The organism is Kribbella pratensis (assembly GCF_004366075.1).
Classification (GTDB): domain Bacteria; phylum Actinomycetota; class Actinomycetes; order Propionibacteriales; family Kribbellaceae; genus Kribbella; species Kribbella pratensis.
Genome location: NZ_SODU01000001.1, coordinates 1,775,085 through 1,787,819, shown reverse-complemented (window position 1 = coordinate 1,787,819; position 12,735 = coordinate 1,775,085). Strand labels below are relative to the sequence as shown.

The window sequence follows — 12,735 nt, the reverse complement described above, 5'->3', positions numbered from 1 at the left end:
ACGCCTCGCACCCGCCACGCGCATACCGGACACGTCACGGAACCCTGGTGCATACTTGCGCGACGCGGTACGTCACGATGGACTATCGCTGAGCAGCAGGCTACTGACACCTACCCCCGGGTAAGCGGGGACCACGGAGGAGGACACGTGAGCGCGACCGCGGACCACGCGGACGGCAAGAGCGGAGTGCCGAACATGGCCTCCCGGCTCGGCCTGGAGGCCGGCTGGGTCGTCCAGGAGATCGGGTACGACGATGACTGCGACGACGAGTTCCGCGACGCGATCCGGGAGATCACCGGCGAGGCCTTCGTCGACGAGGACACCGACGAAGTCGTCGACGTCGTCCTCCTCTGGTTCCGTGAGGACGACGGCGACCTGGTCGACGCGTTCTTCGACATCCTGACCGACCTCAAGGCCGGTGGAGTGGTCTGGCTGCTGACCCCGAAGGTCGGCCGCGACGGCTACGTCGAGACCAGCGACATCACCGAGGCCGCGCCGGTCGCGGGCCTGGCGACGACCAGCACCCTGAGCGTGACCGACGACTGGTCGGCCACCAAGCTGGTGGTCCCGAAGTCCGGCCGCCGGGGGTGAGCCTCCCGGCTGTCGGCAGCCGGGCACCCGACTTCGAGACCCAGAACCAGTACGGCGAACCGGTCCGGCTGAGCGACTACGCCGGCCGGCGGGACGTCGTACTGGTCTTCTATCCGTATGCCTTCAGTCAGGTCTGCACCAGTGAACTGGCCGCACTACGGGACCGCCCGTCGTTGCTGGCCGCCGCCGAGTTCCTGGCGATCTCCTGCGACCCGATGTTCACCCTCCGGGCCTACGCCGACGCCCAGAACCTCAACTTCAGCCTGCTGACCGACTTCTGGCCCCACGGCGTGATCGCCACCGCGTACGGCGCTTTCGCCCCCGACCGCGGCTGCGCCCTGCGCGCCACCTTCGTCATAGACCGCGCCGGGTTGATTCGCTGGTCGGTCCTCAACCCGATCCCAGAGGCTCGCAACCCGGACGACTACGCCGAGGCCCTGGCAAGCCTCACGTCGTACCCGGGGTAGGCGCCGAAGCGCGGTGTGGTGGGCTGTGAGGGACTCGAACCCCCGACCCCCTCGGTGTAAACGAGGTGCTCTAACCAACTGAGCTAACAGCCCATGTCCACAGCAAACGAAGCCCGGCCAACGACGGGCCGGGGCAGTTGCGCTCCTGTGGAGCAAGCGGACCGACCTTATCATCTCACCCGGGGGTGCCGCCGCGCTGTGCGCAGCACCCCGACGCCCCCGCTCAGCCACCCCGCGACGGATCGGGTTGGGGAGGGTTTCTCACCCGGATCGGGCAGAAACCCTCCCCAACCACACCGAAGCGTCTACAGGGGAGAGCTTGTGTTGCCGAATGCTGCCTGCACCAGGCGCTCGAGGGCGGGCGGGAAGATCTGCAGCAGGTCTACGTCGGCGTCTCCCATGGTGATGGCGGCGGTGAGGGTCCTGGTGCCGTCGGCCGAGCTGTACATGAGGGCGCCGTAGCCGCCGGGGGCGCTGCCGTTGTGGTGATAGATGGTCTCGGTGCCGGTGTCCTGGGCGAACAGGCCCAGCCCGTAGTTGAGTGGTCCGCTCTTCGGTTGCGGCGTACGCATCTGCGTCAGCAGCTCGGCGGGCAGCAGTTCGCCGCTCTGCAGCGCGGACATGAACTTGTGCAGGTCCTGCGTGGTCGAGAGCATGCTGCCGGCGGCGAAGAGCAGCGACGGGTTCTGCTCGGTGACGTCGACGACCGTCCACTCGTCGCCGTCCTGGTAGCGGAGGTATCCGTGCGAGTGCGGCCCGGGGATGTCCGTCCGGGCGCCCGGCTCCACGGTGCCGGTCAGCCCGAGCGGCTCGACGATCCGGGTCTGCAGCTCCTCGACGAACGTACGGCCGGTGACCGCTTCGATCAGCAGCGCAGCGACCGTGTAGTTGGTGTTCGAGTAGCTCCACTCGGCACCCGGCTCGAACCGCGCCGGCTTGGCCAGTGCGAACTCGACCAGCTCGTCCGGGGTGTAGCCCTGCAGCCGGTTGTCGGCCCATTCCTTGCCGGTCGCCGGGAGCCCTGCGACGACGGTGCCGTCGGGGTAGTACTCGCCGGTGTAGTTGAACAGGCCGCTGGTGTGGTCGAGCAGCATCCGCACCGTGATCCGCGGGTCCAGCTCGAACCGCGGCAGGTGCCCGGCAACTGCACCGTCCAGCTCGAGCTTGCCCTCGGCCACCAGTTGCAGCACCACGGTCGAGACGAACGTCTTGGTGACGCTGCCGACCCGGAACCGGCCGTCCACCGGCGGTTCCTCGGTGCTGCCGAGTTCGCGGATCCCGGCGGTGCCGACCCACTCGCCGTGCTCGTCGTGCACCCGCAGTTCGAGACCGCCGAACCCGGCGTCGACGAACTCCTGCGCGGCCTTCTGCAGCTCCGGGCGGTCGGTGCTCGCCACGGAAGGCGACTGGATCGACATGGTGGTACTCCTCGTTCGAGTGATGTTTTGTACGACGTCACTCACGATCACCGGGCGTCCTGACACGAGACCGCCACGACGCTGACGCGGTGCGGGTGACCGGCTTTCGTACGGGCCGTATCGGAAGCCGCGGTCACTCGTTGGAACCATGTCGGTGGTCAGTGGCTCTCAGTGGTTCTCAGTGGTTCTCAGCGGGAATTCTTAACCATCGGCTGGTGAGAACGGACTCCTCCAGGGCGGGTCGCGGCTGGTAGGGTTCACGGCTGTCGGTCGGCGCGATGACGCACCGGGTGTGCCCGGTCACGACATCGTTCCGGCAGGCTGAGAACGGGGCTGCTGTCGGTGTGAAGTGAGGCGGGTCTGCCCAGAACCCGCCCCGTCCAGTTGGGGAGGCACGTGTCCGTGGGTCGCCAACCGGCCGAGCACCCCGTCGTACCCGAGTCGTCCTCTGGGTCTCAGCTGGTGGTGGCATCGGCGTGAGAAGTGGTGCGGACCGGCCGGCGATCTCCACCGGGCCGGCATTGATGATTCCCGCCGGGTATCCCCGCGATCTGCCCAGCGCACTGCTCCGCGCAGCCCGCGACTTCGGCGGCGCCGGGGTCGTCGAGATCGGGCCCGACGGCCGCGAGACCAAGCTCGACTTCCCGACGCTGCTCGAGCTGGCCGCCCGGATCCTGGCCGGCCTGCGTGCGAACGGCGTACGGGCCGGAGACCCCGCGGTCGTGCACTGCACCGAGCCGGTCGGCTTCTTCGCCGCGTTCTGGGCCTGCACCCTCGGCGGCATCCGCCCGCTGCTGGTCGCGCCGAACCCGGGCGGCGACCGCACCGAGGAGGGCCGCGAACGCCTCCGCCGGATCACCGACCTGCTCGGCTGGACCGTCCTGATCGGCCGCCCGTCCGACCTGCCGAACGACCTCGGCCTCCCGGTCCTCGACCCGGACGCGATGGCCGGTCACGAGCCGACCTCCGACTTCCACCGCCCGGCCGCGGACGACGTCGCCGTACTGATGCTGTCCTCGGGCTCCACCGGTACGCCGAAGATCGTGCAGCTCACGCACCGCGGGCTGGTCGAGTTCGCCGCGGGTACGCCGGCGATGCTGCCGGTGCGGCCGGGGCAGACCACGCTGAACTGGCTGCCGCTGGACCGCAGCGGCGCGTTCCTGCTCTATCACCTGCTGCCTGTGTTCACCGGCTGCACGAACGTCCACGTGAACACGGACTGGGTGCTGGCCAACCCGCTGCGCTGGCTCGACCTGATGGAGCAGCACCGGGTCAACCACTCCTGGTCGCCGAACTTCGGGTACCGGCTCGCGACCGCCGCGGTGGCCGGCGAACCGGACCGGCACTGGGATCTGTCCGCGCTGCGCAGCCTGGTCAGCGGCGGTGAGCAGATCACCGTGCCGGTGATGTCGGAGTTCCTGCGGGTGACGAACCGGTTCGGGGTGGTGCCGGAGACGTTCGTGGCGGCGTGGGGAATGACCGAGACGGTCACCGGCATCACGTTCGCGCGGCCCGGTCTGACGCCGAACGTGCACCGCGTCCGGATCCCACCGACCGGCGTCGTCGAGTGGGTCGACCAGCGGCCGTCGTCCGGGAAGGTCGCGGTCGCGCGCCCGGGCAAGCCGCGGACCGAGGTGCCGGGTGTGCTTTCGCTGGTCTCGGTGGGAGCGCCTGCGCCCGGTACGACCGTGCGCATCGTGGCCCCGAACGGCGCCGTACTGCCGGAAGGCCGGATCGGTCAGCTGCAGGTCGCGTCGGCCCGGGTGACGCCCGGGTACCTCGGGAACCTCGAGGCGGACCGCATCGCGTTCCCGGTCGGGAACTGGCCGGCCCGCAAGTGGCTCGCGACCGGCGACCAGGGCTTCATCACCGGCGGCCAGCTCGTCATCACCGGCCGGGACAGCGAACGCATCATCATGTCCGGCAAGCTCTACTACGCGCACGACATCGAGTCCGTCGCGGCGACCGTCGTGGGGGCCGAGCAGGGCTTGGTGGCCGCCTGCGGCATCGCCGACGAGGAAACCGGCACCGACCGACTGGTCGTCTTCTACGCTCTGACCGCCGACTCCGTACCTGGGATGGACCAGGCGATCCGCAGTCTGATCCAGGCCCGCCTCGGCCTGTCGGCGCAGGTCGTCGGCGTCCCGCGCCGTGACTTCCCGACCACCCCCGGCGGCAAGATCCTCCGTCCGCTGCTCAAGCAACGGTGGATCGACGGCACGCTCCTCGAACCGCCCACCACCCACGTAGAACCAGCCGGCGCCACCCCGGCCTCCGGCCCCACCGGCCAGGGCCCCTCGAGCACCCCCGAGTCCACCCCGTTCGCCGACGAAGACGCCGCAGAACGCACCACCGAACTCCCGGTTGTCCGCCTGGCCTGGAAACGCGAACTCCAGCAATCCATCCCCACCCCACCCCAACGCCCCACCCTAGGCACCCCACCACCTCCATCTCCCGACCCCACCGCACCGGCACCCGACCCCACCCCCACCGCGTCGGTGGAGCCCACCAGTACCGCGCCGGATCGTGAGCCCACTCGCACCGCGTCTGATGCTGAGCCCACCCGTACGTCGTCGGAAGCCGAGCCCACCCCCACCGCGTCGGTGGAGCCCACCAGTACCGCGCCGGATCGTGAGCCCACTCGCACCGCGTCGGATGCTGAGCCCACCCGTACGCCGTCGGAAGCCGAGACCACCCCCACCGCGTCGGTGGAGCCCACCAGTACCGCGTCTGATCCTGAGCCCGTTCGCACGGCGCCGGCGGACGAGGTGCGCACGGCACCGGCATCCGCGGAAGGGACTGCCGCGTCGGCAGCCACGTCGAGCGCCTCCGCCACGGGACCTGTGCTGGGCTCCACGGCCCCGCCTCCGCCCGCCCCCGACTCGCCGCCTGCGACCGCCCCGGCACCGCACGTCGAGCAAGAGCCCGCCGACGAGCAGTCCGACACCGACGAGCAGCAGCACGATGCTGCGACCGCGAGCGTGGACGTGCCGGATGAAGAACACACACCGTCTGCGGACGAGGGCTCCGCCGAGCTGGAGGACCCCGCCGGGCGGTCTGAGGCTGAGGAGTCGTACGACGCCGCGGTCGCCGGCGCCGACGTACTGGACGAAGATCAGACTTTTTCCGGGGATGAGGACTCCACCGAGCAGGAGCAGACGACTGGGCGGTCTGAGGCCGAGCCGTCGTACGACGATGCGGCCGTCGGCACCGACGTACCGGACGAAGACCAGACCCCGTCCGACGACGAGCAGTCCGCCGACCGTGAGCCGCACGACACCGCGAACGAGCTGGGCAGGACCGACCCCACGGACGCGACCGATGCCGTCGAAATGACGGAGGCGGCGGAGCCGGTAGAGGCGACGAGTGCGGACGCGACCGACGCAGTGGACGCGACGGACGCGATGGAGGCGGCGGAGGTCGTGGACGCGGCCGACGCGGCGGATGCCTCGGACGCGGCCGACGCGGCGGATGCCTCGGACGCGGCCGAGGATGTAGATGCGGCGGGTGCTGCTGATGGGGCGGATGCGCTTGAGTCGGTGGGGGAGTCCGCTCACTCGGGTTCTGGGGATGTGGTTGCTGAAGGCACCGACAGTGGTGAGGATGCGGGGTTCGAGGGTGGGGTAGTTGCGAGTATGTCGGATGATGGGTCCGACGAGTTCGTGACTGATGAGGTTGCGGCGTACTCGGATGACGCATCGCAGGAGGCTCGGGCGGGATCAGACGCCGAGACGAGCGACGAGAAGGCCGACCTCGAACAGGACGAGACGGATGCCGACGGCGCATCCGATGAAGATGCCGACGAGGCCGAGGCTGATGCTTCGGCGTCGTCCGAGCCGGCGCTCACCTCCGAGGCTGCGGACACTCACGAGGAGACGACCGACTCCGAGGCAGGCACAGCAGAGCCCGCCGAGTCGACCTCCACAGACATCGAGAAGGCCGACAAACCCGCAGTCACGGACACGAACGGCACCGCCACGATTGCTGCGGCCGAAGTCGACGCGGATGTCGAGGACGCGGACGGTGAGGACGCGGATGTCGAGGACGCGGACGATGAGGACGCGGATGTCGAGGATGCGGTAGGTGCGGGTGACGCGCGTGGCGACGACTCGGATGACGAGATCGGTGCCGACGAAGGGCTTGCGGACGAGGCAAGTGCAGATGAGGCACGTGCGGGCGAATCGCGTGTCTATGAGGTCTTTGCGGATGGAGTCGTCAGCGAGGTTGGTGCTGGCGATGTGGTGGGCGATGAGTCTGCCGTGGCTGCGCCTGAAGGTGCGTTGGATGCCGAGCCGGGTGAGGAGCAGTCGGCTGCGGGGCTTGTTGTGGTGGATGTGGACGGGGTTGAGTCCGCGGGGGATGTGGCGGCTGACGTCGTACCTGAGGAAGCGCAGGACAGTGCTGCGGCCGAGAGCACTGCTGTTGGTGCGCGGGTTGGGGTTGTTGAGCCGGTTGCCGTTGTGGGGGTGGCCGGGCGGTTCCCGGGGGCTGAGGGGGTGGAGCAGTTCTGGGAGAACCTTGTCGGGGGTGTGGAGAGCCTCCGGCGGGAGTCGGGGGACGGGGTTGTCGCGGTCAGTGGCGTGCTGGAGCACGTCGAGTCGTTCGATGCGAAGTTCTTCGGGTTGAGCGATCGTGAAGCCGAGTTGATGGATCCGGCGCAGCGGTTGTTCCTCGAGGTGTGTCATCAGGCGTTGGAGCACGGCGGGTACGCCGGTACGACGAACCGCGTCGGCGTGTTCGCGGGCTCGGGCATGAACTTGTACAACCGCCAGCACCAGTCCCGCGACTCGATCGCCACCCGCGTCGCGTACCGTCTCGGCCTGACCGGCCCCGCGATCGGCGTACAGTCGGCCTCCTCGTCGTCCCTCGTCGCAGTGCATCTCGCCTGCCAGGCGCTCAGATCCGGCGACGCGGACCTCGCCCTGGCCGGCGCCGCCGCCGTACAGGTGCCGCAGGCAACGACCTACCACCCGACGCCGGACTCGATCCTCTCGCCGAGCGGTCAGATCCGCGCGTTCGCCGCCGACGCCGACGGCACAGTCGGCGGGAACGGTGTCGCCGCCGTACTCCTGAAGCGTCTCGACCAGGCCCTGACCGACGGTGACACGGTGTACGCCGTGATTCGCGGTACGGCGGTCAGCAACGAGGATGCGCCCGCCGGGAACCAGACCGAGCTGATCGAGCGCGCACTCGACCGCGCCGGGTTCGACGCCGACTCGCTCAGCTACATCGAGGCGCACGGGATCGGCAGCCCGGCCGCGGACGCCGCCGAGGTGAAGGCGTTGACGACCGCGCTCCGCCGGCACACTGACAAGGTCGGGTTCTGCACGCTCGGATCGGTGAAGCCGAACATCGGCCACCTGGACAGCGCCGCGGGCATGGCCGGCCTGATCAAGACCATCCTGATGCTGCAGCACCGGATGCTGGTCCCGACCATCAACGTGACCGAGCCGAGCCCGGAGCTCGACCTCGACGGCAGCCCGTTCGTGATCGGCACCGAGGTGCGCGAGTGGACGGTGCCGCTGCTGTCCGGCGGTACGACGCTCCGCGCCGGCGTCAGCGCCCTCGACCCGGGCGGCACGAACGCGCACGTGATCCTCGAAGAGGCCCCGCGCCAGATCCGCCGCGGTGACGACGGTCCCGTCGTACTGCCGCTGTCCGCGCCCGACCCGGACGCTCTCGCCGACCTCGTCGAGCTGTACCGCACCGACCTGGGCCACGGCACCGGGCACCGCCTCATCGACCTCGCCGGTACGGCGGCGCTCGGCCGCCCGGCGCACCGGCACCGGATCGCGGTCGCCGGCGGTACGGAGGCCGAACTGGTCACCGCACTCGGCTCCGCCCAGCCGACCGAGGTGCCGCGCGGCGGACCCGGCCCGCTCGGCTACGCGTTCACCGGACAAGGCGCCGCCCGTCGCGGCATGGCTGCCGGCCTGGCCGCCCGCTTCCCCGTGTTCCGCTCGGTCCTCGACGAATGCGACCGCGTCTACCACGAGGAGACCGGCGGCAGCCTGCTCGAACTGCTCCTCACCCCGGCCGGTACGGCGGAAGGCGTCTGGCCGACCGAGACCGCGCAGCCCGCACTGTTCGCGTTCGAGCTCGCACTGGCCCGCCTCTGGCAGTCGTTCGGCGTCCAGCCCGCGCTGGTCGTCGGACACAGCGTCGGCGAGTACGCCGCTCTGTGCGTCGCGGGCGCCCTCTCGTTGGCGGACGGCGTACGCCTCACCGCGAAGCGTGGCGAGCTCATGCAGCGCGGCACGGTCCCCGGCGCGATGGTCGCTGTCCGCGCCGACGCCGACCGGGTCCGCGAGATTGCCCGGACCGCCGGCGTTGAGGTTGCCGCGGGCAACGGCCCGCAGTCGTTCGTGCTGACCGGATCCGAGGTGATCGTCGGTCAGCTCGCCGCGCAACTCGATCAGCTGCAGGTCGCGTGGCAACGGCTGGACGTCGATCGCGCGTTCCACAGCTCGTTGGTCGACCCAATACTGGCCGACTTCGCGGAGATCGTCCGTGAGATCACGCTGAAGCCGCTGCGGACGCCGATGGTGTCGAGCTGGTCGGGTGATCTGCTCGAGTCCGGGACCGTGCTCGACAGCGACTACCTGGTCGGCCAGTTGCGGCAGCCGGTGCTGTTCGGCGACGCGGTCGAGGCCGTGACGGCGGCCGGATGCCGCCGGTTCCTGGAGCTCGGGCCGGACGCCGTACTGAGTCCCGCGGGTCGCCGGATCGCCCCGAACAGCACGTGGATCCCCGCGCAGCGCCTCGGCCAGGACCCGGTGCTCGCGACGATGAACGGCCTGGCCGAGTTGTACGAGCAAGGCACCGAGATCGCGTGGGCGAAGGTCTACGCGGACGGCGGCCGCGTCCCGTTGCCGACGTACCCGTTCCGTCGGGTGCACCACCCGGTCGACCCGTCGGTGACGGTGCTGGCCGGCCCGGGTACGGCGGTTGCCGGGGACAACAATGCGCCGCGGCTGAATGCCTTCGAACGCGCCGCGCGGGCCCAGGCCGTGGTGTTCGAGCCGCCGTCGAGCGCTGCGGTGAAGCGAATCCCGCTGGACCCACCGGAGCCCGTGGCAGCCGAGCCGGTCGAACAAGCTGAGGAGTCCTCCCCGTTCGCACTTCCGGCTGAGACCCATGAGATCGACGCGGACTACCTGGCGCAGGCCGGATCGTTGTCGGGCGACGAGATGTCAGCGGAACGGTACCGCGAGTCGCTGAACGTCGTCCTCGACCTGACCTGCGAGGTGCACAACCTCGACCCGTACGACCTCACCGTGGACCACACGTTCGCCGAGCTCGGGGCGACGCCGGCGTCGATGGCGCCGGTGATCGACGAGCTGAAGAGCCGGTTCGAGGCCGAGTTGGCCCCGGACGACCTGTTCCTGACGTACACCACGCCGCACAAGCTCGCGACGGCGGTCGCGGTGCAGACAGCTGAGCCGGTCGAGGCCGTCGAGCCTGTCGCGTCGCAGAACGAGGCATCACTCGAGCAGGTTGCGGAGAAGGAACAGCCGGTCCGGGATGCGCGGGAGGCGTTGGCGGTTCTCGGGTCGGGACTCGCCGAGCTGGCGGCGAAGGTCGACGAGGCTGCGGCCGCTACCAGCGAGGCAGATCTGCCCGGGAGCGGTATGGCGGCCTTGATGTCGCAGCAGCTCCGGGTCGCCGGGCAGTTGGTCGACGGCGTCACCAAGCTCATGCGCGAACAGCTCGCCCTCCTCGGTGAGCCGGCCGCGCAAACGACTGAGCAGACAGCAGAAGTCGAGCAGGTAACCGAAGAAGAGCAGACCGTCCCCGTCAACGAGCTGCGGTCCGACGACGAGCCGGCCGTTGAGTTCCGCCGTACGACGATGTCGCCGGCCGACGTGCAACGCCGCGACTTCATCTACTGGACGCAGGTCCTGGCCGGCGCCGAACCGTTGGTTCTCCCCGCAGATCGCGCCCGTGCAGCCGGTGACGACGCCGTCGCGTCGGTGCAGCACGAGCTGGACAAGGAACTCGGCGATGCCGTGCTCGCCTACAGCCGCGAACGCAAGCTCAGCCCCGTCATGACGATGCTCGCCGCCGTCGCAACGGTGCTCGGCCGGTTCGCCGCGCAGGACGATGTGACCATCGGCTCGGCACTGCTCGGCCCGAAGGAGATCCGCCCGCTCCCGCTGCGGATCGACCTGTCCGGCGAGCCTGATCTCGGTGAGCTGACGGAGCGGATCCGCGACATCACCGCGGGCGCCTTCGACCACGCCGGGACCGACCTCGCGATCCTCGAACGCGACCCGCTGTTCCAGATCCTGGTCGAGTTCGAGGACGAATTGGCGGACCGGGACGGCGACGACCTGCCGCCGAGCGTCGACCTGCGGTTCCGGCTGACGCAGCACGACGCCGGCATCACCTGTACGGCGGACTACCGCTCCGGCCTGTTCGAACGGCCGACGATCGCGCGCCTGCTCGACTACCTGGCCGAAGTGTTGCGCAGGGCAACGACCAGTCCGGATCTCCGCCTGCCCGAGCTGGTGCTGCCGATCGAGTCCGACCTCGAGGCGCTGCGTGAGCTCGAGTCCGACGCCGACACCAGCGGGCCGATCGGCCGGCTACGCCGGGACGCGGTGGTCGCCGGCGAACTCAGCGGACTGCATACCCTGTTCGAGCAGCAGGTGGCGCGGACACCGGACGCGATCGCGTTGATCCAGGACAGCCGCGAGCTGACGTACGCCGAACTCGACCGCCGCTCGAACGCGGTCGCCTGGCAGCTCGTCGACCTCGGCGTGAAGCCGGGCCAACTGGTCGCCGTCCGAGTCGCCCGCGGTACCGAGATGGTCGTCGCCGTGCTCGCGGTCCTCAAGGCCGGTGCGGCCTACCTGCCGCTGGATCCCGGCGTACCGGAGTCCCGCTGGGCCTTCATGGTCCAGGACGCGGCGGCGGTCGCGCTGGTCGGTGACGACGCGGCGCTGGCCGATCGCCTCGGTCTGCGGCTCGTTCCGGTCGGCGGCGGCGACGCCGACACCCGGGCGCGGCAGGCGCCGCCGGTGCGCGCCGCTGCCGATGACGTGGCGTACTGCATCTACACGTCCGGCTCGAGCGGCAACCCGAAGGGCGTCGTGGTCCCGCACCGCGGCCCGGTGAATCTGGTCCGGCACTACCTGCGGACGCGGCGGTCGCTGCGGACGCTGCAGTGCACGTCGTTCGGCTTCGACGTCCATGTACAGGAGATGTTCACGACGCTGGCGTCGGGTGCGGCGCTGGTGCTCATCGGTGAGGACGACCGGTACGACCCGGACGCGGTGGTGGCGGCGCTGCGTGACCACGGCGTGCAGCGGCTGTTCATGGCGTTCAGCCCGCTGACCGCGTTGCTGGCGACGATGCGTCGGCTGCCCGAGCTGCCCGAGTTGCGGGAGATCGTCGCGGGCGGTGAGGCGATGGTGCTGACCCACAAGGTGCGGGACTTCCTCGACGCGCACCCGGAGTGCCGGCTCTTCAACGAGTACGGTCCGGCCGAGGCTTCGATCGTGACCACGATCCACGAGGTCGACCCGGCCGAGGACCGGCCCTCGATCGGGCGCCCGATCGACGGTGTCGTCGTACGCCTGCTGGATGCCGCGCTGCGGCCCGTGCCGGTCGGTGCGGTCGGGGAGATCCACCTCGGCGGCGCCGCCGTTGCCCAGGGCTACCTCGGGCGGCCGGAGGAGACCGAGCACGCGTTCGTCGCGGACCCGGGACACCCGGGCGCGCGGCTGTACCGCAGCCGCGACCTCGGCCGCTGGCGCGCCGACGGCACCCTGGAGTACCTCGGCCGCGCGGACGACCAGGTCAAGATCCGCGGCCACCGGGTCGAGCCCGGTGAGACGGAGCATGTGCTGGCGGACCAGCCCGGCGTCGTCGACGCGGTCGTGGTGGCCTGCTCGGACCCGGGCGGTGACACCTGCCTGATCGGGTACGTCGTGCTGGAGGACAGCGATCCCGCCGTACTGGCCCGGCTGATGCTCGACCTGGGGAAGGAACTGCCGATCTATCTGGTGCCGGCAGACCTGATCCCGATCGAAGAGCTGCCGCTGGACGACAACGGCCGGCTGGACCGCTCCCGGCTCCCTGAGCCGGAGTGGCTGAAACCCTAGCGAGGTCTGGGCCAGGGCATCCGCTCTGCAACGAGAACGGTGGGCCAGTCGGTGGCAGCCCTCCCGAACAGCCACCGTCCGCCGTACACGCTGCAGAACCCGCGTTCGATCTCATCCCTCCACGAGATCGATCGCGTTCGAGTCGGACGC

General features: G+C 70.2%; 4 protein-coding genes and 1 tRNA gene. 3 read left to right on the top strand and 2 right to left on the bottom strand.

The genetic code is table 11. From position 1 onward, the window contains the following. Positions 1-147: 147 nt before the first annotated feature. Together EV137_RS08480 and EV137_RS08475 are read left to right on the top strand one after the other, a co-directional pair. Entirely contained in the window at positions 148-591 is a 444-nt protein-coding gene (locus tag EV137_RS08480) for a DUF3052 domain-containing protein (RefSeq protein WP_130380525.1), read from the top strand. Further along, the gene (locus EV137_RS08475; protein ID WP_134127630.1) at positions 588-1,058 is read left to right on the top strand and encodes a peroxiredoxin; all 471 of its coding nucleotides are present in this window, start codon (positions 588-590) and stop codon (positions 1,056-1,058) included. The genes EV137_RS08480 and EV137_RS08475 overlap by 4 nt, the downstream gene beginning before the upstream one ends. 16 nt (positions 1,059-1,074) lie before the next feature. Here EV137_RS08475 and EV137_RS08470 read toward each other — a convergent pair. Next, positions 1,075-1,151: transfer RNA gene (locus tag EV137_RS08470), tRNA-Val, on the bottom strand. Positions 1,152-1,363: 212 nt separating this feature from the next. Further along, positions 1,364-2,476 (bottom strand): serine hydrolase domain-containing protein, encoded by a 1,113-nt coding sequence (locus EV137_RS08465; protein WP_134127628.1) that lies wholly within the window; start codon positions 2,474-2,476, stop codon positions 1,364-1,366. Positions 2,477-2,952: 476 nt separating this feature from the next. On the opposite strand from EV137_RS08465, the gene EV137_RS08460 reads away from it, so the two are divergent. After that, positions 2,953-12,585, top strand: a complete 9,633-nt coding sequence (locus EV137_RS08460; protein WP_134127625.1) for a non-ribosomal peptide synthetase/type I polyketide synthase — start codon at positions 2,953-2,955, stop codon at positions 12,583-12,585. Positions 12,586-12,735: the final 150 nt, after the last annotated feature.

Bases quoted from the DNA above. Each gene is read 5' to 3' on its own strand.
- EV137_RS08465 (WP_134127628.1), bottom strand. From the start codon at position 2,476: ATGTCGATCCAGTCGCCTTCCGTGGCGAGCACCGACCGCCCGGAGCTG.